23 protein-coding genes are annotated in these 22,818 nt (G+C 68.1%); 6 read left to right on the forward strand and 17 right to left on the reverse strand.

Annotated elements, in window-relative coordinates; all coding sequences use genetic code 11:
* Entirely contained in the window at positions 1-951 is a 951-nt protein-coding gene (locus HWY37_RS15855) for a PDR/VanB family oxidoreductase (RefSeq protein WP_176089039.1), read from the forward strand.
* A 32-nt stretch (positions 952-983) separates the two neighbouring features.
* On the opposite strand, the gene HWY37_RS15860 is transcribed toward HWY37_RS15855, so the two are convergent.
* Complete coding sequence (locus HWY37_RS15860) at positions 984-1,712, reverse strand: GntR family transcriptional regulator (protein WP_246302320.1); 729 nt, start codon at positions 1,710-1,712, stop codon at positions 984-986.
* A 279-nt stretch (positions 1,713-1,991) separates the two neighbouring features.
* Between HWY37_RS15860 and HWY37_RS15865 the strand changes: the two genes are divergently transcribed.
* Positions 1,992-2,894 (forward strand): dihydrodipicolinate synthase family protein, encoded by a 903-nt coding sequence (locus tag HWY37_RS15865; protein WP_176089040.1) that lies wholly within the window; start codon positions 1,992-1,994, stop codon positions 2,892-2,894.
* Between the two features lie 16 nt (positions 2,895-2,910).
* A complete protein-coding gene (locus tag HWY37_RS15870) occupies positions 2,911-3,876 on the forward strand; it encodes a Bug family tripartite tricarboxylate transporter substrate binding protein (RefSeq protein ID WP_176089041.1) in 966 nt (321 codons plus the stop codon).
* Positions 3,877-3,996: 120 nt separating this feature from the next.
* On the opposite strand, the gene HWY37_RS15875 is transcribed toward HWY37_RS15870, so the two are convergent.
* From HWY37_RS15875 to araD, 3 genes are all read right to left on the reverse strand, one after another.
* Positions 3,997-4,986 (reverse strand): Bug family tripartite tricarboxylate transporter substrate binding protein, encoded by a 990-nt coding sequence (locus tag HWY37_RS15875; protein ID WP_175208119.1) that lies wholly within the window; start codon positions 4,984-4,986, stop codon positions 3,997-3,999.
* A gap of 53 nt (positions 4,987-5,039) precedes the next feature.
* Positions 5,040-5,750 carry a ribonuclease activity regulator RraA gene (locus tag HWY37_RS15880; RefSeq protein WP_176089103.1) on the reverse strand — a complete coding sequence of 237 codons (711 nt, stop codon included), beginning with the start codon at positions 5,748-5,750 and terminating at the stop codon, positions 5,040-5,042.
* Positions 5,751-5,813: 63 nt separating this feature from the next.
* On the reverse strand, positions 5,814-7,544 hold the full coding sequence (araD, locus tag HWY37_RS15885; RefSeq protein ID WP_176089042.1) for an L-arabinonate dehydratase: 1,731 nt from the start codon (positions 7,542-7,544) through the stop codon (positions 5,814-5,816).
* A 123-nt stretch (positions 7,545-7,667) separates the two neighbouring features.
* On the opposite strand from araD, the gene HWY37_RS15890 reads away from it, so the two are divergent.
* Complete coding sequence (locus tag HWY37_RS15890; protein WP_176089043.1) at positions 7,668-8,357, forward strand: GntR family transcriptional regulator; 690 nt, start codon at positions 7,668-7,670, stop codon at positions 8,355-8,357.
* A gap of 139 nt (positions 8,358-8,496) precedes the next feature.
* Entirely contained in the window at positions 8,497-9,051 is a 555-nt protein-coding gene (locus tag HWY37_RS15895; protein WP_176089044.1) for a surface-adhesin E family protein, read from the forward strand.
* 7 nt (positions 9,052-9,058) lie between these two features.
* Here HWY37_RS15895 and HWY37_RS15900 read toward each other — a convergent pair whose 3' ends face one another.
* The 5 genes from HWY37_RS15900 to HWY37_RS15920 all read right to left on the reverse strand — a co-directional run bounded on the left by HWY37_RS15900 (position 9,059) and on the right by HWY37_RS15920 (position 13,598).
* Positions 9,059-9,766: an ABC transporter permease gene (locus HWY37_RS15900; RefSeq protein ID WP_176089045.1), complete on the reverse strand. Its 708-nt coding sequence runs from the start codon at positions 9,764-9,766 to the stop codon at positions 9,059-9,061.
* Positions 9,767-9,888: 122 nt separating this feature from the next.
* The gene (locus tag HWY37_RS15905; protein WP_176089046.1) at positions 9,889-11,079 is read right to left on the reverse strand and encodes an ABC transporter substrate-binding protein; all 1,191 of its coding nucleotides are present in this window, start codon (positions 11,077-11,079) and stop codon (positions 9,889-9,891) included.
* 58 nt (positions 11,080-11,137) lie between these two features.
* Positions 11,138-11,935, reverse strand: coding sequence for an ABC transporter ATP-binding protein (locus tag HWY37_RS15910; protein WP_176089047.1), 798 nt, complete (start codon positions 11,933-11,935; stop codon positions 11,138-11,140).
* Positions 11,932-13,044 (reverse strand): acyl-CoA dehydrogenase family protein, encoded by a 1,113-nt coding sequence (locus HWY37_RS15915; protein ID WP_176089048.1) that lies wholly within the window; start codon positions 13,042-13,044, stop codon positions 11,932-11,934. The genes HWY37_RS15910 and HWY37_RS15915 overlap by 4 nt, the downstream gene beginning before the upstream one ends.
* Positions 13,041-13,598: a carboxymuconolactone decarboxylase family protein gene (locus tag HWY37_RS15920; protein WP_176089049.1), complete on the reverse strand. Its 558-nt coding sequence runs from the start codon at positions 13,596-13,598 to the stop codon at positions 13,041-13,043. Before HWY37_RS15920 ends, HWY37_RS15915 begins: the two co-directional genes overlap by 4 nt.
* A gap of 138 nt (positions 13,599-13,736) precedes the next feature.
* Between HWY37_RS15920 and HWY37_RS15925 the strand changes: the two genes are divergently transcribed.
* Positions 13,737-14,693: an AraC family transcriptional regulator gene (locus tag HWY37_RS15925; protein WP_246302321.1), complete on the forward strand. Its 957-nt coding sequence runs from the start codon at positions 13,737-13,739 to the stop codon at positions 14,691-14,693.
* 3 nt (positions 14,694-14,696) lie between these two features.
* Here HWY37_RS15925 and HWY37_RS15930 read toward each other — a convergent pair whose 3' ends face one another.
* The 8 genes from HWY37_RS15930 to HWY37_RS15965 form a co-directional block, all read right to left on the reverse strand.
* Positions 14,697-15,524, reverse strand: coding sequence for an alpha/beta fold hydrolase (locus HWY37_RS15930; RefSeq protein ID WP_246302322.1), 828 nt, complete (start codon positions 15,522-15,524; stop codon positions 14,697-14,699).
* Between the two features lie 5 nt (positions 15,525-15,529).
* Complete coding sequence (locus HWY37_RS15935) at positions 15,530-16,822, reverse strand: O-acetylhomoserine aminocarboxypropyltransferase/cysteine synthase family protein (protein WP_175208114.1); 1,293 nt, start codon at positions 16,820-16,822, stop codon at positions 15,530-15,532.
* Between the two features lie 119 nt (positions 16,823-16,941).
* Complete coding sequence (locus HWY37_RS15940) at positions 16,942-17,658, reverse strand: SDR family oxidoreductase (protein ID WP_175208113.1); 717 nt, start codon at positions 17,656-17,658, stop codon at positions 16,942-16,944.
* Between the two features lie 127 nt (positions 17,659-17,785).
* Positions 17,786-18,214, reverse strand: a complete 429-nt coding sequence (ubiT, locus tag HWY37_RS15945) for a ubiquinone anaerobic biosynthesis accessory factor UbiT (RefSeq protein ID WP_176089050.1) — start codon at positions 18,212-18,214, stop codon at positions 17,786-17,788.
* Positions 18,211-19,101 carry a U32 family peptidase gene (locus tag HWY37_RS15950; protein ID WP_176089106.1) on the reverse strand — a complete coding sequence of 297 codons (891 nt, stop codon included), beginning with the start codon at positions 19,099-19,101 and terminating at the stop codon, positions 18,211-18,213. The genes ubiT and HWY37_RS15950 overlap by 4 nt, the downstream gene beginning before the upstream one ends.
* A complete protein-coding gene (gene ubiU, locus HWY37_RS15955) occupies positions 19,098-20,114 on the reverse strand; it encodes a ubiquinone anaerobic biosynthesis protein UbiU (RefSeq protein ID WP_175208111.1) in 1,017 nt (338 codons plus the stop codon). Before ubiU ends, HWY37_RS15950 begins: the two co-directional genes overlap by 4 nt.
* A 78-nt stretch (positions 20,115-20,192) precedes the next feature.
* Entirely contained in the window at positions 20,193-20,864 is a 672-nt protein-coding gene (locus tag HWY37_RS15960) for a response regulator (protein WP_175208110.1), read from the reverse strand.
* Between the two features lie 11 nt (positions 20,865-20,875).
* Positions 20,876-22,813: a type IV pili methyl-accepting chemotaxis transducer N-terminal domain-containing protein gene (locus tag HWY37_RS15965; RefSeq protein ID WP_176089051.1), complete on the reverse strand. Its 1,938-nt coding sequence runs from the start codon at positions 22,811-22,813 to the stop codon at positions 20,876-20,878.
* Between the last annotated feature and the right edge of the window lie 5 nt (positions 22,814-22,818).

Genomic DNA, 22,818 nt, shown 5'->3' on the forward strand with positions numbered 1-22,818 from the left:
ATGAGGACGCTCGTGATCAGCCGCGTCGTGCGCGAAGCGCGCGGCGTCGTCGGCCTGGAACTGCGCGACCCCGACGGCGCCATGCTGCCCGCCTTCGAAGCCGGCGCGCACGTGGACCTGGCGCTGGGCAACGGCCTGCTCAGGCAGTACTCGCTTTGCGGCAGTCCGGCAGAGCGCGACTGCTACCGGCTGGGCGTCGGCCTGGCGCCGGATTCGCGCGGCGGCTCGCGCTACATCCATGAGCAGCTGCAAGCGGGCGCGCGGGTCGACGTCAGCGAACCCAGGCAGCTGTTCGGGCTGCATGCGCAGGCCGACAGCCATCTCTTCATCGCGGGCGGCATCGGCATCACGCCGATCCTGAGCATGATCCATGCCTGCGCCTTGCGCGGCGAACCCTGGCAGCTGCTGTATTGCGCGCGCGACCGCGACGCCGCGGCCTACCTGTCCGAGTTGCTTCCCCACGGCGACCGCGTGCGCCTGCACATCGACTGCGAACAAGGCGGCGCGCGTTGCGACCTGGATGCCTATCTGGCCGAGCGCCAGGCGCCGGGCCGGCATGTGTATTGCTGTGGGCCCGGCGCGTTGATGGACGCGGTGGCTTCGGCCTGCGAACGCGCAGGCATCGCCGCGCCCCGCGTGCATTTCGAGCGTTTCACGGCCAGCCCGCCCACGTCTTCCGAACCCGGCGCACCCTTCAAGGTCCGGCTCGCCCGCAGCGGCGGCTGCCATGAGGTGCCCGCGGACAAGTCCGTGCTGGACGTGCTGGAGGCCGCCGGGGTCGCCTGGCCGTATTCATGCCGCGAAGGCCTGTGCCGCAGCTGCGAGGCCGGCGTATTGTCCGGCGAGGTCGAGCATCGCGATTACGTGCTCAGCGACGAGGAACGGGCCGCCAACCGCAGCATGATGGTTTGCGTGTCGCGGGGTTGCGGCACGCTGGAGCTGGATGTCTAGGCGCGCCGTCCCGCGCATGCGGCGCCGGGACGCTAGGCCGGTTCCTGCAACGCCGACGCATCCAGCAGATGATCGACGATGGCGAGTATCTGTTCGGCCGCCTCGCCGATATGCCGCTCCAGCGCGGCCTCGGCCTCTTCGGCCCGGCCCTGGCGCGCAAGCGCGATCAGTTCGCTGTGCTCGTCGTGGGCCTGCTGGCGGATGGGCGCGTTGACGATCTGGAAGCGGAAATAGCGTTCGGACTTTTCGTGCAGCGCGCGCACCATGGCCAGCGCGGCGGGCCGTTGCGCCGAGCGGTACAGCAGCTCGTGCAACTGCCAGTTCAGGCGCCCCCACTGTTCGGGCTCGGCGCTGTCCATCTGCGCCACCACGCCGCTGGCCAGATCCAGGTCTTGCGCCTCGCGCTGCTGCACGGCCAGGCGCAACAGCCAGGGCTCCAACCGCAGGCGGATGTCGAAGAATTCCTGCACCTCGGCGCGCGACAGCATGGACACATAGGCGCCGCGATGCGGAATCATGTCGATCAGGCCTTCGGCGCTGAGCTGGCGGATGGCCTCGCGCACGGGCAGGCGGCTCACGCCCAGCTCCTCGGCGAACAATTCCTGGCGCAGCGCGGAACCGGGAGGAATCGCGCCCGACAGGATGCGGTCGCGCAGCTCGTCGACCACCAGTTCGACGGCGGTCTTGCGGACGAGGCGGCCGGCGGAACCAGCCTGGGAACGGGAGGGAGAGGTAGCGGAAATCGAAGAATTCTGGGACACGTAAACCTGCCTGGTTGGGCCGTCTGGCGGTCGCCGCGCGGCATCGGGCCACCGGAACGGGAGCCGCCATGCCCAGGAAAACCCCGAGAGACAGCCGGCGCACGCAGCCCTTTTAATGCGAGTATATTGGATCCATGATCCAGTTCAAGCCGCAGCTCCACCAGCCGCGGTCCGAGGCCCCAGCCTCGTTTTTTTAAGTCCCGTATTTTTGGATCCAATATCCAATAACCAATATCCGACCCAGTCAGCCCGGGCGGACCACGCATCAGGAGCCGCAGCATGAGCATTCAATGGCAAGGCGTATTCCCCGCCGTCACCACCAAGCTGAAACCCGACTTTTCGCTGGACCTGGACGCCATCCGCCAGGGCCTGGAACGCCTGATCCAGAACGGCGTCGGCGGCGTGGTGATGATGGGCATGGTGGGCGAAAACGCCCAGCTCTCGCCCGAAGAGAAACTGGAGGTGTTGCGCACCGCCGTGCGGACCGTGAACGGACGGGTCCCGGTGATTTCCGGTGTGGCCGAGACCGGCACCGCGCGCGCCGCCGCCTTCGCCCAGGAAGCCGCGCGCATCGGCGTGAACGGCTTGATGGTGTTCCCCGGCCTGACCTACAAATCCGACGGCCGCGAGACCGTGGCCTTCTATCGCGAGGTGGCGCGCGCCAGCGCCCTGCCCATCCTGCTCTACAACAATCCGCGCGGCTACTGCGTGGACCTGACACCGGACCTGGTGGCCGAGCTGCTGGAAGAGCCGACCATCGTCGCCATCAAGGAGGAGTCCTACGACACCACCCGGGTCACCGATCTGATCACGCGCTTCGGCGACCGGCTGGCCGTGGTCTGCGGCGTGGACGACCTGATTCTGGAAAGCGCCGCGCTGGGCGTGACCGCCTGGGTCTCGGGCATGGCCAACGCCGTGCCCAAGGCTTCGGTGGACCTGCTGAAGCTGGCGGTCGAAGGCGACTTCGTCCGGGCCCGCAAGCTCTATGCCGCGCTGACGCCGCTGTTCCACCTGGACACCGTGGTCAAGCTGGTGCAGCACATCAAGCTGGCCGAGCACCTGATCACCGGCAGCGCCGAAACCGTGAAGCCGCCGCGCCTGGACCTGGCCGGCGCCGAACGCGAACGCACCATCGCCATCACCAAACAAACGCTCGCGGACCTTTCCGCCCTGGGCTACTGATACCGGAGCCGCCACCATGCGCCCCTACCGCCTGTCCGCGCTGGCCATCAGCGCCCTGTCCGCAGTTTCCGTCCTGTCCGCCGCGCACGCCGCGGACTACCCCGCCCGCTCGATGGAACTGGTGGTCGCCTACCAGCCCGGCGGCGGCAGCGACAACACCGCGCGCGCCATCGCCGAGGCGGTGCGCCCGCCCATGCTGGCGCAGCCCACGGTGGTGATCAACAAGCCCGGCGCCAGCGGTTCCATCGGCTGGGCCTATGTCGCCAATGCCCAGCCCGACGGCTACAAGCTGGTCTTGATGACGCCGGAGATGCTGGTGGTGCCCTTGATGGGCATCGGCAAGACCACGGTCGGCGACTTCCAGCCCGTCGCCCGCTTCACCGACGACCCATCATCGGTCACGGTGCGCGCCGACGCGCCGTGGAAGACGGTCGAGGAATTCCTGGCCGACGCCCGCAAGAATCCCGAGCGCGTCGCCGTCTCCAATGCCGGCATCGGCACCGTGCCGCACATGGCGGCGGCGGCGCTGGGCGAGCAGACCGGCGTGAAGTTCGTGCACGTGCCCTACCAGGGGTCGGCGCCCGCCATCATGGGCCTGCTGGCGGGCGACGTGCAGGCCACCACGGTGGCGTACGCCGAACTGCAGCAACACGTGGAAACCGGCAAGTTGCGCACGCTGGCGGTGATGGCGCCCAAGCGGCTGGACAATCTGCCCAACGTGCCAACGATGAAGGAAAAAGGCGCGGACCTGCAATTCAGCGTCTGGCGCGGCATCGGCGTGCCCAAGGCCACGCCCGCCAATGTGGTCGAAAAATGGCGGGCCGCGGCCCGCCAGGTGGCGCAGTCCCCGGACTTCCAGGCCCTGATGCGCAAGCAGAGCCTGACGCCCTCCTATGCCGACCAGCCGCAATTCACGGCCGACGTGGCGCGGCAGGAAGAAGCGTTCAAGACGCTGGTGCCGAAGCTGAATCTGAAGCCCTGAGTCTTGAAGCCCCGGGCTTGAGACCCCGGGCTTAAGACCCCGGGCCTGAAACGCGCGGTCCGAAGTCCCGGACTGCGGCGGGCGCGGCGCTCACAGGCCGCGCCCGGAAAGCCGGCGCGCCTATTCGACCGTTGCGCCCGACTTCTTCACGACTTCCGCCCAGCGCGGGATTTCGGTCGCCATCAGGTCGCGCAGCTGCTCGGGCGTGCTGCCGACCAGTTCCATGCCCATGGTCTTGCCCAGCTTCTCCTGCACGTCCGGCTCCTTCACGATCACGGCAATCTCCTGCGCCAGCTTGTCGAGGATGGGCTTGGGCGTGCCCTTGGGCGCGTACACCGCCTGCCACGACGCCATCTGGAAGCCCGGCACGCCGGCCTCCTGCATGGTCGGCACCTCGGGCGCCAGCGCGATGCGGTCCTTGGTGGTCACGGCCAGCAGCTTGAGCTTGCCGTTCTGCAGCAGCGGCAAGGCCGCCGTCATCTGGTCGAACATGAAGGTCACCGCGCCGGAGGACACGTCCACCATGGCGGGCGGCGTGCCCTTGTAGGGCACGTGCGTCAGCGGCACGCCTATCATGCTGGCGAACAGCTCCCCGGCCAGGTGCGTGGATGTGCCCGCGCCCGAGGACGCGAACGTGCGCTTGGTCGGGTCGCGCTTCAACAGCGCGATCAGGTCGGCCACGGAATTCACGCCCAGGTTGGGATCCACCAGCAGCACGTTGGGCAGATAGGCGATCAGCGACACCGGCTCGAAATCCTTGACGGGGTCGTACTTCAGGTTCTTGTACAGGCTGGCGTTGATGGCATGCGTGCTGATGGTGCCGCCGAACAGCGTGTAGCCGTCGGGCGGCGCCTTGGCCACATAGGTCGCGCCTATGCCGCCCGCCGCGCCGGGCTTGTTCTCGACGATGACGTTCTGGTGCAGGCGGTCGGCAAGCTTCTGGGCCAGCACGCGGCCCACCACGTCGGTCGAGCCGCCCACGGTAAACGGCACCACGTAGGAAATCGGCTTCTGCGCCGGCCAGTCGGCGGCCTGGGCCGGCATGGCCAGCGCGCCCAGCGCCGCGGCCGCCAGCAGCGCGGCGAGCGCGCCGCGTCCTTGCATCTTCATGTTTGTCTCCTGCCTTTCATTGTTTTGTGGTGGTGGATTGCCGGCGCCGGGGCTCAACGGCCCTGCTGCTTGCGCCAGGCGGCGAACTTGTCCTTGGTGCCCGGATCGGTGGGCGGATACAGCCCCAGGATGGACGCGCCCTGCTGCACCTCGCTGGTCACGAAGTCCTCGAAGGCGGTCATCTCCACGGCCTCGACGGCGATCTCGTCGGCCAGGTGGGCGGGTATCACCACCACGCCCTCGCGGTCGCCAACGACGATGTCGCCGGGCCACACCGCCACGTCGCCGCAGCCGATGGGCGCGTTGATGTCCAGCGCCTGGTGCAGGGTCAGGTTGGTCGGCGCCGAAGGCCGCTGGTGATAGGCCGCGAAACCCAGCTCCGCGATCTCCGGCGAATCGCGAAAGCCGCCGTCCGTCACCACCCCGGCCACGCCGCGCTTCATCAGCCGCGTGACCAGGATGGATCCGGCCGAGGCGGCGCGCGCGTCCTTGCGGCTGTCCATCACCAGCACCGCGCCTTCCGGGCAGGTCTCGACGGCGGCGCGTTGCGGATGCGCGCGGTCCTCGAACACCTTGATGGTGTTGAGATCCTCGCGCGCCGGGATGTAGCGCAGGGTAAAGGCCGGCCCGACCATATTGGGCAGCGTGGCGTTCAGCGGACGCACGTCCTGGATGAACTGGTTGCGCAGGCCGCGCTTGAACAAGGCCGTGCACAAGGTCGCGGTGCTGACGCCGGCCAGGCGGGCGCGGGTTTCGGGATTCATTTGGGACACGATGGCTCCGGGTGTTGAAGGCAATGTGAGGCAGGGTTCGGCCAGCGGCCGCAACTAGAAGATCTCGGGTTCGGGCACGGGCGCGCCGAAGCCGGTTTCCAGGAAATCGAAATCGCAGCCGTCGTTGGCCTGCAGGATGTGCTTCGAATACATCCAGCCATAGCCGCGCTCGTAGCGCTTGGGCGGCGGCGTCCAGGCGGCTCGGCGCGCGGCCAGTTCCTCGTCGCTGACGTTCAGGTGGATGCTGCGCGCGGGCACGTCCACGGTGATCAGGTCGCCCGTCTTCACCAGGGCCAGCGGGCCGCCGATATAGCTTTCCGGCGCCACGTGCAGGATGCAGGCGCCGTAGCTGGTGCCGCTCATGCGGGCGTCCGACAGGCGCAGCATGTCGCGCACGCCCTGCTTCACCAGCTTGGTCGGGATCGGCAGCATGCCCCACTCCGGCATGCCCGGACCGCCCTGCGGCCCGGCATTGCGCAGGATCATGATGTGGTCGGCGGTGACGTCCAGGCTTTCGTCGTCCACGGCGGCCTTCATGCTGGGATAGTCGTCGAACACCAGGGCCGGGCCGGTATGGCGCAGATACTGCTGCGCGCAGGCGCTGGGCTTGATGACGCAGCCGTCCGGCGCGATATTGCCGCGCAGCACGGCCAGCGCGCCCTCGTCGTAGATGGCCTGGTCCAGCGGACGGATCACGTCGTCGTTGTAGACCTCGGCGCCGGCGATGTTCTCGCCCAGCGTCTTGCCGGTGACGGTCATGGCGGAAGGATCCAGGTGGCCGCGCAGCCGCGACATCAGCGCCGGCAGCCCGCCCGCGTAGAAGAAGTCTTCCATCAGGTAGGTGTCGCCGCTGGGACGGATATTGGCGATCACCGGCACCTTGCGGCTGGCGGCGTCGAAGTCGTCCAGGCCCACCGCGCAGCCGGCGCGGCGCGACATGGCCACCAGGTGCACGATGGCGTTGGTGGAACAGCCCATGGCCATGGCCACGTTGATCGCGTTCTTGAACGAAGCCAGGCTCAGGATGCGCTGCGGCGTCAGGTCTTCCCAGACCATCTCCACCACGCGCCGGCCGCACTCGGCCGACAAGCGCATGTGGTTGACGTCCGCCGCGGGTATCGAGGACGCGCCCGGCAGGGTCATGCCGATGGCCTCCGCGATGGCGGTCATGGTGCTGGCCGTGCCCATGGTCATGCAGGTGCCGTAACTGCGGGCGATGCCGCCTTCGACCTCGGTCCACTGTTCCTGCGTGATCTTGCCGGCGCGGCGCTCGTCCCAGAGCTTCCAGGCGTCCGAGCCGGAGCCCAGGATCTTGCCCTTCCAGTTGCCGCGCAGCATGGGGCCGGCGGGCACGTAGACGCAAGGCAGTCCGGCGCTGACGGCGCCCATGATGAGGCCCGGCGTGGTCTTGTCGCAGCCGCCCATGAGCACCGCGCCGTCGACCGGATGGCTGCGCAGCAGCTCCTCGGTCTCCATGGCCAGGAAGTTGCGGTACAGCATGGTGGTCGGCTTGACGAAGGATTCCGACACCGAGATCGCCGGCAGTTCCACAGGAAAGCCGCCCGCCTGGAACACGCCGCGCTTGACGTCCTCGACGCGCTGCTTGAAGTGGCTGTGGCAGGGATTGAGGTCGGACCAGGTGTTGATGATGGCGATGATCGGGCGCCCCGCCCAGTCGTCGGGGCCATAGCCCATCTGCATCATGCGGGAACGGTGGCCGAAGGAACGCAGGTCGTCCTTGGCCATCCAGGCGGCGCTGCGCAGGCTTTCGTAGGAACGTTTCATAGGGGTGCGGCGGTGTTTCGTAATGGCGACCGGGCCATTTAAACACTAATACATTAGTGCGTCAGCTTGGTAAAAACCCGCTAAACTCCGGTACTCTTCAGGCCCGACTCCGCACGCGACCCGATGCAAAGCACCAAGCTCAGACTGGACCGTTCGCGCCACGCCGCGCCCCAGGTCTTCGAACACCTACGCGAACAGATCCTGTCCCTGGAACTTGCTCCGGGCGCATCCCTGTCGCGCGTGACCCTGGCGGAAACCTACGGCCTGAGCCAGACCCCGATCCGCGACGCCCTGATGCGGCTGGCCGAGGAAGCGCTGGTCGAGATCTATCCCCAGCACACCACGGTGGTCAGCCGCATCGACGTCGCCGCCGCGCGCGAAGCGCATTTCCTGCGCCGCTCGCTGGAATTGGAAATCGTGCAGATGCTGGCGCAGCGTCCCGACCCCGTGCTGTTCAAGCGCCTGCAGGCCAGCATAGACCTGCAGCGCGCCAGCCATGCCAGCGGCCAGTACCAGCGCTTCATCGACGCCGACCAGGCCTTCCACCGCGACATGCACGACGCCGCCGGCGTGATCCGGCTGTGGGAACTGGCGCAGCGCTACAGCGGCCACCTGGACCGGCTGCGCCGCCTGCACCTGCCGGAATCCGGCAAGGCCGAACGCATCCTGGACGACCACCAGCGGCTGCTCGACGCCATCGTGGCGCAGGACCCGCAAGCGGCTCAGCGCGTGCTGCGCGAGCACCTGTCCGGCACCCTCAGCCAGGTGGCCGAGATCTGCAAGCGCTACCCCGATTACGTGCTGGCGGCCTGAGCGGGCATACCGCTCTTTCGGGAGCGACAGGTCCTAGACCGGATTGGCGGCGCGCGTGGGCCTGCCACCCGGTATGATCGGTACACGCCACGGCCACGAGCCGGGCGACGGCGCGCCGCGCCACCACCGGAAAACACCAATGACCGCAAGGCACGCATCCCTGATCGCGCTGGCCGCAGCCGCCTGGATCCACCCCGCGCAAGCCGCCCCTCCCGAAACCTGCAAGACCGTCACGGTCCGCGAAGGCGATCCGGTGCCCGCCGGCGCCTGCGCCGTGAACATCGTGCCGCGCGACCCCGGCCCCGGCGGCATGCTGTCCGGCGAGCCGGACTGGGTGCCGGTGGACCCACAGGCCATGCCGGGCGTGTTCTACGACAGCGCGTCGGTCAAAGTGATATCGGAGCGTCCCGCCGTGATGGCGGTGAATGTGGCCTGGTTCTATGCCCAGCCCAGGATGTCCGAGGCCAACGGCCAGCCGTACCGCTCGGTGGCCCAGCCCGTGACGATGAACTGCAGCGCCAACACCTATACGGTGAACCAGATCGTGCACTATGCCGGCGAAAACGCCACCGGCCACATCGTCGAGTCCCTGCCCTCCGCCAATATCCGCAACGCGCCGGTCGCGCAGGATCCCGTGCAGCGCACGCTGCGCGGGGTCATCTGCCCGGCCGACGGCAAGAGCATGCGCAAGTAGGGCCTGGCTATCCCTTCCAATAGCGGTACAAGCCGCGCGCGGCGGCGTCCAGCGCAAAGCCCAGCACGCCTATCATCAAGACCATGGCCATCAGCTCCGAGTACGCCAGCCGGTCGCGCGTATCCAGGATGAAGTAGCCCATCCCGGCCGACACCCCCAACATCTCGCAGGGGACGAGCACGATCCACAGGATTCCGATGGCCAGGCGCACGCCCGTCAGGATATGGCCCAGCACACCAGGCAGGATGACGCTGCGCAGCGTCTCCCAACGGGTGGCCGCGACGCTTTGCGCCAGCTGCAGCCAGCGCGGGTCCAGCTGCTGCACGCCCGCGGCCGTGTTCAGGACGATGGGCCAGACTGCCGCGAAGGCCAGCAGGAAATAGACCGGATCGTCCCCCACCCCGAACGCCATCACCGCGATCGGCATCCAGGACAAGGGCGAAATCATGCGCAGAAACTGCATGGCTGGAGACACGGCGGCTTCCAGCCGGCGGTAGCTGCCAATCGCCAGCCCCAGCGGCACGCCTATGGCCAGCGCAAAACCCAGACCGACGGCGACGCGACGCAGACTGACCAGGACATGAAAGGGCAAGTCGGACCCCATCAGCAGCGAGGCCAGGCTGCCGAAGGTGGCGCCAGGCGAAAAGCGCCGCGCCATGCTGCCCGCGGGCGACAGCACGTCCGTGCTCAGCCACCATAGCGCCAGCAGCGCCATGAGGCCCCCCGCACCCAACGCGCAGCGCGCCGCCAGGCGCGGGCTGGTGCGCCGGGGGCCGGCGCCTGGTCTCGGGGCAGCCGCCACAACGGCGGGGGCTTCGGCGACAGACTCGGGAGCCGTCACGCCTGCACCGTCTCGATCCGGTTGTACTGGTCGGGAAAACCGAAGCGGCTCAAGCCGCCCGCCGCCTCGATGGCGCGCTTGACGTAGCGGTCGTCCACCAGTTCGGAAGCGGCCCGCGCCGGGTCCAGGTCCGCCAGAAAACCACGGTCCGCTTCGATCAGCGTATCGCGCAAGCGGCGCACCAGTTCCTCGGTGTAGCTGGGAAACGGATAGGGCTGGAAGTCGATACGGCGCTCGTCCCAATCGGCATGCCGGATGGCTCCGCTGGCCAGGTAGTGCTCGCGGTCGGACGGCGGCGGCGCCAGCACTTTGGATAGCGCCGGCAAAGTGTGCGGCGTGTAGCGGTTGATGCCTTCCTTGGACAGCAAGCGCGCGGTCTCGGCCCGGTTGTCGCGGATCCACAGTTGCGCCTGCACGATGGCGTCCACCACCTTTTGCGACCACTGCGGACGCTGTTCCAGGTCGCGCTCATGCATGAAGACCACGCAGCACGCGTGATTGCGCCAGACGTCTCCCGTGAACCGCAGCACCTTGCCCACGCCCAGCGTCTCCGCCACCGCATTGAAGGGCTCGGCCACGATATAGCCCGCGATGCGGTCCTGCGCCAGCGCCGGAGGCATGTCGGCCGGCGCCATCACCACCAGATTCACTTCATTGGGAGCGACCGCCCCATCCCTGCGCGCCACCGGCGCCAAGCCGTTTTCGCGCAGCAGATGCTGCAGCACGACGTTGTGAATGGAATACCAGAATGGAATGGCGACAGTCTTGCCGCCCAGTTGCTTGACATTGTCTATGGAAGGCGCCACCGTCAGTCCCGAACCGCCCACGTGGTTCCAGGCCACCACCTTGGCCGGCACCTTGCTGCCAAAGCGCGCCCAGACGGTCATGGGCGACAGCAGGTGCACCACATTGACCTGGCCGGAAATGAAGGCCTCGATCACCTGGGCCCAACTGCGCAGCAGCGTGGGCTTTTCCGCCTTCACGCCAGCCTGCTCGAACAGGCCGTTGTTATGCGCCACCAGCAACGGCGCCGCGTCCGTGATGGGCAGATAGCCGATGCGCACCGGCGCGTCGGGATCGCTTTGCGCGCGGGCGTTGAACGCCGACAACAAGGATGCCGCGCCGCCCGCAGTCAGCAGGGCCGAGAGTTTCAACCAGTCGCGACGCGACATGTGTTCAAGGCACATCAAAGCACTCCTAGCAGGGTCAGTTCATACATGGAGAGCCACAGGCTGGCTCTCCTGTTCAGGCAGGCGCGGCCATGCCGCGGACAGCCCGCAGCGCGCTGCGCAAGCGGGTAAGAATCTCCAGGCGCAGCGCGCCCATTTCCGGCAACAGATCGGCGCGCGGCTGCGGCAGGTCCACCCGCCACACCCCCAGAATGCGCCCCGGCGCACCGCCCAGCAGCACGATGCGGTCGGCCAGCACCAGCGCCTCGTCGATATCGTGCGTGATCAGCAAGGCGGCCGTATCGAAATCCGCCACCACCTTGCGCAGCAGCGCCTGCATCTCGCTTCGGGTGACCTCGTCCAGCGCGCCGAAGGGCTCGTCGAGCAACAGCACCGCAGGCCGGCGCGCCAGGCAGCGAGCCAGGGCCGCGCGCTGCGCCATGCCGCCCGACAGCTGCGCCGGACGCAAGTGGCGGGCATGCGCCAGGCCCACTTCATCGATGGCCTGGTCCACCCTGGCTCGGCGTTGCGCGTCGCTCAGCGCCGGCTGGTGCTTGAAGTCCAGGCCGAAGGCCACGTTGCGCTCCAGCGACAGCCAAGGCAACAGGCTCGGATCCTGAAACGCCACCGCGACGCGGGGGTGCACGCCCGAGAGCGGCGCGCCCTCCATCAGCAACGACCCCGCGCTGGCGGGCTGCAGGCCGGCCAACACCCGCAGCAGGCTGGATTTGCCCGCGCCGCTGGCTCCCAGCACGGCAACCACCTCGCCCCGCTCCAGCGCCAGGTCCACGTCTTGAAACACCGCGCCGCTGCTCCCTGGATAGCTGAGCGCCAGGCCCCGGGCCTGCAGCACGGCTTGCGGACCCGCCGTCATGCGGCGGCACCTGCGGCCAGTCGCGACTGGCGCTTGGCCAGTTCGGTCTTCAGCTGCACCAGGCTGGGCGTCACGATGGGCAGGAACGCCGCTTCCCGCCAGCGCCGGGCAAAACCCGCGCCCGCAGGCTTGAGGTAGGCCGCGCCGCCGCTAGCCTGCAGCTCCAGCTGCACCGCCTCCTGGGCAGCCTCGGCCAATGCGATGCGGATCTCGAACAGGCGCCAGGGCTCGGCCACGAAGCGTTCGCTGCGCACCCCTGAAATCAGGTGCTCGGCCAATGTTTCCACCTGCGCCCGCAAAGCCTCCAGCGGCTGGCCCAGGATGCCGCGCGACGCCTGTCCCTGGCCCGCTTGTTCCGCCGCCCGCAACGCGCGCCGCGCCAGGCCGATGGACAGGCCGCATTGCAAGCCGGCGAACGCCGGCCTGGCCTGCGGCAAATACTGGCGCGCGTCCGCATGAATAAGCCATTCGGGGCCGATGCGCACACCGCGCACGTCCAGCGCAGCGGTATTGCTCGATTGCAGGGCCAGCAATGACAGGTCCGGGCTGCGAGTCAGTCCGGCGATATCGTGCGGCAGCGCCACCACGGCCGGCGTGCCGTCGGGCGCGGTCACCGCGGCGGCCACCAGGAACCCCTGGACCCGCAGATTCGTCACCCAAGGCATGCGGCCATCCAGCACCCACAGGCCGTCCCCGGCCCGCGCGGAGATCTGCAGCGATTCGATCCCGCTCAGGAACTTCATGGCGTTCGACAACGCGGTCGCGCCCGCCTGCCTGCCTTCGAGCAAGGGCCCCAGCCATGCGTCAGCCAGAGCCGTGTTCGGGCTGCGCAACAGGTATTCGATGAAGACGCGCTGCCCCCACGCCACGAAGGCGCTGGCGACCGACAGTTCGGCCACTTGAGAGACCGCCTCGATGGCATCGCCGATGTCCGTGCCGGCCAGCCCGCCCTGCGCGGCAGGCACGCCATGGCGGAACACGCCGGCCGCGGCCAACCGCGGCAGCACCGTGGCGCCATCCAGGCTGCCGTCGTCCAGCGCGTCCGCATGCTGCTCCAGCCACGCCCTCAGATCGGCGGGCAGCGCCGATGCCGCGGATGCCGCCGTCATTGCGCGCCGCTCCATGCGTAGTCGCGCAGCTGTTCGTTCAGCGGCGTCTGCGCCAGGTTGTTGCCGAAGTTGCAGATGGTGGCCAGCCCCACGCCGACGATGACTTCCAGCGCATTGCCGTCCGTGTAGCCCGCGGCGCGCAAGCCCTGCAAGGCCTCGTCGCTGACGCGGCCCCGCGTCTGGATCACGGCTTCGGTGAAGGCCGCCAGCGCTTGCAGGCGTTCATCGGGCAGGACTCCCTGTGCGCGCAGCGCTTCCACCACTTCAGGCGAGAGCTTGGCCTTGTTGCGCGCCAGCGCGGTATGCCCGGCCACGCAGAACGTGCAGCCGTGGCGCGTGCCCGCTACCAGTTGCACCACCTCGCGCTCTTGCAAGGTCAGGCCGGCGCGCGCATTGATCTGGGAGAGCGTCTGATATGCCTCGAGCGCCACGGGCGCATTCGCCAGCACGCCCAGCAGATTGGAGAGGTAACCTGCGCCCTGCTCGGCGGCCGCCAGCGCGGCGCGCGTCGGTTCGGGAGCGCTTTGCGCGGTGTGGACGGGCAGACGGGACATGAAGATCTCCTTCGGGCTATCGTTGAAGACATGATTGTGCTTGCTCCGGACGGCAAGCGACAATGCGCGAAGATCGCAACTTGATGCTCGATCTTATCGACTTTCAGCTATGCACTTATAACCAGACGTGTACTCCCGATGATGCCCGCAAACTGCACCGGTCCGGCGACCATATCAGCCGTCGACCAAGCCGCTGTCGACGCCCTGCTGTTGTCCAGCCTGGAAGTCCAATCCAGCCTCTACCACCTGGGGCAGTATTGCGGCAATTGGTCTGCCAGCACCAGCGGGCGCGCGCGCGCAAGCTTTCACCTGATTCTGCACGGCCGCTGCCAGGTCGGCGTGCACGGCGGCCACGAAACGTTCACGCTGGACGCGGGCGACGGCATTTTCTTCCTGCGCGACATTGCGCATGCGCTGACGCCGCTGGAACCCGCTGCGCCAGACGCCCGGCAAGCGGCGATGGAGCCCCTGTTGCCCCGGCGCGCCGACAGCACGGGCCTGGCCTGCGGCTTTTTCCAATTCCGGCCTGGACTGGCCGATCTGCTAGCCGACGCCCTGCCCGACTTCCTGGTCCTGCGCGCCGGCGACGAACGCTTTGGCACCGCGCGCGGCGTGTTCCAGCTGATCCTTGGAGAAACGGCCCGCGAGCCGGGCGCATCTTCGGTGGTGCTGGAACGGCTGACCGATCTGCTGATCTTCTTCATGCTGCGCCACCTGGCCATACACGACCGCCAGGCTTGCGGCCTGTTCGTGCTGGCCCGCGACCCCGCCATGGCCGGACTACTGCAAGCCATCCTGGCCGAGCCCGCCAGGAACTGGAGCATGCAGGACATGGCCGAGCACATGCATATGTCCAAGGCCACCTTTCACCGCCGCTTCACGCTGCAAAGCGGCACCACGCCCGCGCAGCTGCTGCAATTGCTGCGCATGCGGGTGGCCAGGCGGCACCTGGAGCGCGGCATGGGCATCCAGGATGCCGCCGAACGGGTCGGCTACCAGTCGCAGGCAGCCTTCAGCCGCGCGTTCCAGCGCACCGAAGGCGTCGCGCCGTCCACCTTGCGCCGCCGCCTGGGCGCCCATGGCGGCGGCGCATAGCGCTCAGCCCAGACGCAGCAACAGGTCGGCCAGCAAGGCCGGATGCGTGATGTGCGCTTCGTGCGGCGCGGCGATGTCCATCCAGTTCCAGCCGGATTGCGACTGCACCAGCCTGCGCGAATCCTCCAGCACCGCCAGCTCGGGCTCGGTGCAGTGGATGTATGTGCGCTCAACGCCATTGCCGATGGGATGTTTCAGCGTGAGCGGCGTGGTGTAGCTGGCCAATGGATGCGCGGTCAGGCGCCGCCTGACCCACTCGTAATCCGCGCTGCCCGGCGTAAACCCCCAGGGCGCGGGCAAGGGATCGGGAACCGGCACGGCCAATCCGCCGGTGGCCTTGGAGGCCGCGGCAATGCGCGCATCGGCGTCCGCCTTCGGATAGACCGAAAACGCGTTCTGGCCGCTTTGCAGCACGATGGCGTCAAAGTAGACCAGGTGCGCCAGCCGTTGCGGAATGCGGTCAGCCACTCCCGTGATCGGAATGCCGCCAAAGCTGTGGCCCACCAGGATCACATCCTTGAGTTCCTCGGCCTCGATGACCTGAATCAGGTCCTCGACGAAGGTATCGATGCCAATGCTCTTGCTCAGCAGGTGGGCCCGGTCGCCCATGCCGGTATAGCTGGGCGCGTACACCCGGTGGCCGGCGGCTTGCAGCCGGTCCGCCACCGGGCGCCAGCACCAGCCGCCATGCCAGGAACCGTGGGCCAGGACGTAATTGCGGGCCTTGGCGGCCGGGGCAGCCGGAGCTGCCGCCCCGGCCGCTCCCGCGGCTGCCAGCGCGGGCAAGCCCGCGGCAAGCTTCAACAAGGTTCTGCGGGGAAGCATCGTCATGCCGCTTACACCTGCGCCAATGCCTGGTCCAGATCGGCCAGCAGGTCGTCGATGTGCTCGATGCCGATGGACAGGCGCACGGTTTCCTCGCGCACGCCGGCCTTTTGCAGCTCTTCGGGATTGAGCTGGCGGTGCGTGGTGGATGCGGGATGCGTGGCCAGCGACTTGGAATCGCCGATATTGACCAGGCGCGTAAACAGCTGCAGCGCGTCCTGGAAGCGCGCGCCGGCTTCGCGGCCGCCCTTCACGCCGAACGTGAACAGACCGGGGGCCTTGCCGCCCAGGTACTTCTGCGCCAGCGCGTGGTCGGGATGATCCGGCAGGCCGGCATAGTTGACCCATTCGACCTTCGGGTGCTCGCGCAGGTAGTTGGCGATCTTCACGGTGTTCTCGACGATGCGGTCCACGCGCAGCGCCAGGGTCTCGATGCCCTGCAGGATCTGGAACGAGTTGAAGGGCGAGATCGCCGCGCCGGTATTGCGCAGCGGCACCACGCGGGCGCGGCCGATGTAGGCGGCCGGGCCGAAGGCTTCGGTGTAGACCACGCCGTGGTAGCTCACGTCCGGCGTATTCAGGCGCTTGAAGCGTTCTTTGTGTTCCGCCCACGGGAACTTGCCCGAATCGATGATGGCGCCGCCCAGACTGGTGCCATGGCCGCCCAGGTACTTGGTCAGCGACTGCACCACGATGTCGGCGCCGTGCTCGATGGGGCGCAGCAGGTACGGCGAAGGCACGGTGTTGTCGACGATCAGCGGCAGGCCGTGGCGATGCGCCAGTTCGGCCAGCGCGGCGATGTCGGTGATGTTGCCCAGCGGGTTGCCGACCGACTCCGCGAAGATGGCCTTGGTGCGGTCGTCGATCTGCGCCTCGAACGCGGCCAGGTCGGAAGGATTGGCGAAGCGCGTGCTGATGCCGTACTGCGGCAGCGTATGCGCGAACAGGTTGTAGGTGCCGCCATACAGCGTGCTGGACGAAACGATGTTGTCGCCCGCTTCGGCGATGGTCAGGATGGCGTAGGTCACCGCGGCCTGGCCCGAGGCCAGCGCCAACGCGGCGATGCCGCCTTCCAGGGCCGCCACGCGCTGCTCCAGCACGTCCGTGGTCGGGTTCATGATGCGGGTATAGATGTTGCCCGGCACCTTGAGGTCGAACAGGTCGGCGCCATGCTGCGTGTCGTCGAACGCGTAGGCCACGGTCTGGTAGATGGGCACGGCCACGGCGCGCGTGGTGGGATCGGGGCGATAGCCGCCATGCACGGCGATGGTCTCAAGCCGCCAAGGCTTGTTCGATTGGCTCATGGGTGTCTCCTTGTTGATTGCCGGTAGCTTTGTATGCGGTCCAGGCCGGATTGTAGTTATGCGAACGGGATATGGATACCGCTACGCTCACATAACCATATGCCATATGGCGCCGCCGCTCAGAAGCGCTGGTCCATCAGCGCCGGCATCACGAGTTCCCGCACGAACGACGCATCGGACAGGTGCAGCAGCGCGCGCGTCATCGCCACCACGTCATGCACGGGGATCAGGCCGCCCTCTCCGCGCTGGCTGGCCGTGTCCCGCGGCACGTCCATTCCGTCTTCCGTATTCAGGTAGCCCAGTTGCAGGCAGGTCACCGCCAGCCGGCGGTCCCTGAAGCTCTCGCGCAGGGCGTCGGCGATGCCGCGCAGCGCGAACTTGGAGGCCGCGAACGTCACTTCGGGGCGACCGCTGCCGGGCAGCGCCGAAGTCGAACCGGTCAGGATTACCTGCGGCTTGCGCGAACCCAGCACGCGCGGAATCAGGCATTGCAGCAACAGGATGGTCGCGGTGACGTTGATGTCGACCATGCGCGCGAGTTCCTGCGGGGAATCGGTCAGGAAGTCATAGCCTTCGCTGAATGCGCGCTCCTCCCACACGCCCAGGTTGTAGAGGATGACGTCGAGGTCATTCGGCGCCTGCGCGGCGATCTGATCGACGGCGGCCTGCGGCTGCGACAGATCCGCCTCGATCCAGCGCAGCTCGCAGCCAGGCGCCGAGCGGACGTCCGCGGGCGCGCGGCGCGCCACGCCGGCGATCAAGCTTGCGTCCTGGCTCAAGCCCTCCACGAATGCCCTGCCCAGCCCCTTGCTCGCGCCCACCACCATGACCCGCATATCCGTCTCCGTTCAACTACGCCGGGATGCGCGGCCAGGCGCGCCCTTGCGGCAACGACGCCGGTATAGCATGGTCCGCTCCGGATTCCCGCAAAGCCCGCAGGCCGCGGCGGGCCTTGAGCGGGCCTCAGCGCACCGGCCCCGCGCCTTGCAGCCACGCCGGCCTGGGCGCGGCATCCAGCCAGTTCTTGACGATCAGTCCCAGCTCGGTATCGCCCGAAATGCGCAGCCTGCGCTGGAAGAACAAGGTATCGGCGTCCGTCTCCGAACGCATCAGCGCCAGCAGGTCGGCCAGCTTCGCGCCCAGCTCCAGTTCGGCGGCCGCGCCGTTCCATAGCGGCCGGAAGGCGCCCTGCCGCAGCGCGAAGCTGCTGCGCAAGCCCAGGTCCTCGACCGTGATGGCGAAGCTGCGGCCTTCCAGCTCCGAGGGCGGTGACAGCCACTTCAGCCGTCGCGCCAGCTCCAGCCCGGCCGTGAAATGCAGGGAGACGAACGGCCCGGGCAGACGCCGGCCCAGCCTGGCGAACAGGCCAGGCACCTGGATAGCCGCGCTCATGCCACCTCCAACAGGTCGATGCCGGGTTTGCCGTGGAAATAGCCGTTGCAGCGGGCCATGCCCGCCGGCGGCTGCGCGTCCACCGGCGCGAGGCCGCGCCGCGTGGCATCCAGCGCGGCGATCGCCTCCAGCGTGCCGGCCGATTGCGGACTCACCCGCAGGACCTCCACCCCCATGGCCGCCAGTTCCGACGCTTGCAACAGCAGGTCCAGACAGGCCCCGGACTGCACCTGGATGCCGTTGATCGCCAGGAAATCGCTCGATTCCCGAGTGCGCATGTCCAGCCCGTCCGGATGCTCGATGCAGCGAAAGCCGCAGTCGTCCTTCTTCAGGCGGAAGTGCCGCGCGGTGAAGCAGCGCGCGGAGAACGCCAGCGCCATGCGGCCCCACACCATGACTTCCGCCTCCAGGCCGGCGGGCCTCTCGGCCATCAAGAGGGCCAAGGTCTGGCCATCCATTTCCAGCGGCGCGACGAAACGCGCGGCCCCGCGTCGGGCCAGCCATTCCAGGGTGCCGCCGTGATAGGCGTTGACGTGGGGCCCCGCCACGAAGGCGCGGCCGTTCAGGTGCCGCACCGCGCCCAGCTCGCCCGCCTCGACCATGAAGTCGTCCTGGCCGCAGAGCTTTTTCAGCGCGCTGGCCTCGGCCCCGGTTTCGATCAGCGTGCGGCCCGACAGCACCACCTGCTTGCCCGCGGCGCGCAGGTCGCGCGCCAACTCCATCCAGTCCTCGGCGCGCAGCTCGTGGCGGCGGCTACAGACGGTTTCGCCCACATAGATGATGTCGGCGGGACTGTCGGCCAGCGCCGCATAGAAGTCCAGCGTGTGCTGGCGCGGCCAGTAGTATTGCAGCGGCCCGACTGATATCTGGTATGCGCTCGGATTCATTTCCATGGACGTTCGAATGCGCCTTGGGTGACTTGGGAACCTTCGGAATGGCGCGCCAGCATGGCGTTCCATTCAGGACGAGGAGAAAAGCGGGAAGCGTCGGCATGCGCGCCGTCCAGGGCCGCGCGCAGGGTCGACACCACCTGGGTGACATAGGCCGGGCTGCGCTGCCGGCCTTCGATCTTGATGGCGGACACGCCCATTTCCGCCAGGCGCGGCAACAGGCCGATGGCATTCAGGCTGGTGGGCTCTTCAAGCGCATGGTCCGACTGTCCGTCGACCTCGAAGCGGCCCTTGCACAAGGTGGGATAGGCGGCGGGCTCGCCGGGTTCGTAGCGGTCGATCAGGATGCCGTTCAGGCGCGCGTCCATGCGGCCGTTCTCTTCCGACCAGCGCACCGCGTGCGCCGGCGAACAGACGCCCTTGTTGTTCGGGGAATCACCGGTGGCATAGGACGACAGCAGGCAGCGCCCTTCGGCCATGACGCACAGGCTGCCAAAGCCGAACACTTCGACTTCGACGCTGACGTTGGCACAGATGCGTCCGATCTCGGCCACGGTCAGCACGCGCGGCAGCACCACGCGGCGGATGCCGAACTGTTCCTTCATCAGTTCGATGGCGTCGGTGTGGGTGGCGGAACCCTGCACCGACAGGTGCAGGCGCAGATCGGGATAGCGGTCGCTGGCGTAGGCCAGCAGGCCCGCGTCGGCCATGATGACGGCGTCCGCGCCCAGCCCGTGCGCGGCGTCGACCGCGGCGCGCCACTCGGGCGCCCTGCCCGCCTGCACGAAGGTGTTGATGGCGAACAACACCTGCCGCCCGCGGCTGTGCGCCAGTTCCACGCCTGCGCGGATGTCGCTTTCGGTGAAGTTGAGCCCGGCGAAATTGCGGGCATTGGTGGCGTTCTTGAGCCCGAGGTAGACAGTGTCGGCGCCGGCATCGATGGCGGCCTTCAGCGCGGCCAGGCTGCCGGCGGGGGCCACGAGCTCCATGGGAGAGGTTCGAGTTTCCATGCCGGCCAGTCTATGGGGCCGCCGCTCCCCGGGCCTTGTCGCAGATCAAGACGGCGCATGCCGAACGCCGCGCACAGCCTATTCTTCCGTGTACAGCCCGTGTTCCACGGCGTAGACGGCGACCTGCACGCGGCTGGTCAGGTTGAGTTTTTTCAACACGTTCTGCACGTGGATCTTGACCGTGCTTTCGCTCACGTCCAGCTCGCGCGCAATGACCTTGTTGCTGGCGCCGCGCGCCAGCCATTGCACGATCTGAGTTTCGCGTGCGGTAAGGCGATGGCGCTCGGCGCCGCCGGCCGTCTGCGGCGCCTGCGCCGCAAGGCTGGCCTGGCCGCGGAACTGCTCGACCAGCTTGGCCGTCATGCTGTCGGCGATGACCGGCTCGCCGCCCGCCGCCCGGCGGATGGCCGCGGTCAGCGCGTCGGCGTCGATGTTCTTGACCAGGTAGCCGCGGGCGCCGTCGCGCAGCGCCTGCCCCAGCTCGTCGGCCTCTTCGGAAACCGTCAGGATGATGACCGCGCAGGAAGGCAGCTCCTGCGTCAGCAGCTGCAGCGTTTCCAGCCCGGACAGGCCCGGCAGGTTCAGGTCCAGCAGGACCACGTCGGGCTTGAGCTCCTTGGCGCGCTTCAGGCCCTCGACGCCGTCACCGGCCTCGGCCACGACCTCGAAATCGGGCTGGCGTTGCAGCAGCAGGCGCACGCCCGAACGGAACAGGGTGTGGTCGTCGACGAGGAGGATGCGGATGGGCATGGTCGTAATATTCAAGCGGCCTGGCGTTCGCTGCCAGGCAGGGTCAGCGCGACGCGGGTGCCGGCGCCGGGCTGCGATTCGAGTTTTATCATGGCGCGCATGCGGGCGGCGCGCTCGCGCATGATATGTAGGCCCACATGGGATTCGCCGCGCTCGGCGACCTCGGCCGGATCGTAGCCCTGGCCGTCGTCCGCGATGAGCAAGCTGAAGTCGCGGTCATTGGCGACCTCGACGCGCACGTGGCTGGCCTCGGAATGCTTGCGCACGTTGGACAACGCCTCTTGCAGGACGAACAGCACCTGCAATTGCTCGTCGGGCGGCAGCGGCGCGCCCTGGCCCGGCGCAAAGCGCAATTCGGTCTCGATGCCGGTCTGGCGCCGGAAGCGCGCCACGGTGTCTTCGATGGCGGCTTGCAAGTCGCCCTGCGACAGCTTGGTGCGGAAGTTGGTCAGCAGCTCGCGCACGTCCTGGTAGCTTTCGTCCACGCCGGTTCGCAGCAGCGGCAGGATCTCTTCGATCTCCGCCTCGTCGCCGCGCTTGACCGCGGCGTCCAGCATCTGCAATTGCAGGTTCAGGAAATTCAGGCCCTGCGCCAGGCTGTCGTGCAGTCCCTGCGCCACCAGCCCGCGTTCCCGCTCCACCGCCAGCTGACGCGTCTGGGCGCTCAGGCGCCGGTTGTCCAGGGCCACGCCCAGATGCTGGCCCAGCGTTTCCAGCAGCTGCGACTCCGCCGGCGCCAGCTTGCGCTGCTGGCGGAAATGCAGCGAATACGAGCCCAGCACCTCGTCGCGCGTGACGATGCGGAACACCGCCACGCTGGCGAAACCCTCGCGCTGGCAGTTCAGCTCCGGCGCCGGCGGCGACTGGCGGAAATCCTGGATGACGATGACGCCGGCCTGGCGCGTGGCGACGCCGCAATAGCAGTCGTCCACCCGCATGCAATGCTCGGCCTCCACCAGCTCGTCGGACAAACCCACCGACACCATCAGGTTGAGCTTTTCGTTGTTGGGATCGAGCGCGCGGATGCTGCCGCCTTCCGCGTCGAACTGCAGCATCACCCGGCGCAGGAAGCCGTCGCACAGGGCCTCGATCTCGTTGGGCTGGTTGAGGAAGGCAGCCATGTCGTAGAGCGCGCCGATATCGCGGTTCTGCGCGGCCAGCTGCGCGGTCTTCTCTTCCACCCGGCGTTCCAGGCCGGTGTACAGGTCCTGCAATTCGTCGGCCATGCGGTTGTAGCCGCGCGCCAGCACGCCGAACTCGTCCTTGCTTTCCACCGGCAGGCGGGTGCTGAATTCGCGGGACGCCATGCGTTGCAGGCCGTCGCGCAGGCGCAGCACCGGCGAAATGATCCACAGATACAGCAGGTAGATCATTGCCAGCGTGCCGGCGCTGGCAATCGCCGCCAGCACTCCCTGCGACAGGCGCAGCGAGGTGGTCTTGCCGGCATTGTCCTGTTCGATCATGCGCACCAGCGAGTCGGCCCGGGACACGAATTCCGGCAAGGTCTCCAGGTAGGCGGCGGAATCCGGCTGCGCCAGGGCGCGCCGGGCGGCGGGCTTCATGATGTCGTACCAGTACGCGGCCACGTCCTGCCACTGCTTGCGGATGGCTGCGTCGTTCGGGATGAACAGCGGCCGCGCCGGATTGCCGCGCGCCAGCCGCGCGATGGTGTCGTCCATGAGCTGGATCTGCTCGTTGGTGCGGAACTCCCGTCCCGCCTGCGGCCGCATCAGTTCCACCGCCACCCGGTTCGCCCGCATGCGCAGGCTGCCGGTGTCGTTGATGGCGGCGCCCGCGCCTTCCAGCTGCCACGACAGCCACAGCGTCCAGCTGACCATGGACAGGACCACCACCAGCGCCACCAGCGAGCTGATGATGATGCGCGTGGACAGGCGATGCCGGGGCGAAGGCAGGCCGTCGGACTCGGCGGCGGTATCGGTGGGCTTCATGGCTT

It is taken from the genome of Achromobacter anxifer, from assembly GCF_903652925.1.
Classification (GTDB): Bacteria; Pseudomonadota; Gammaproteobacteria; order Burkholderiales; family Burkholderiaceae_B; genus Achromobacter; species Achromobacter anxifer.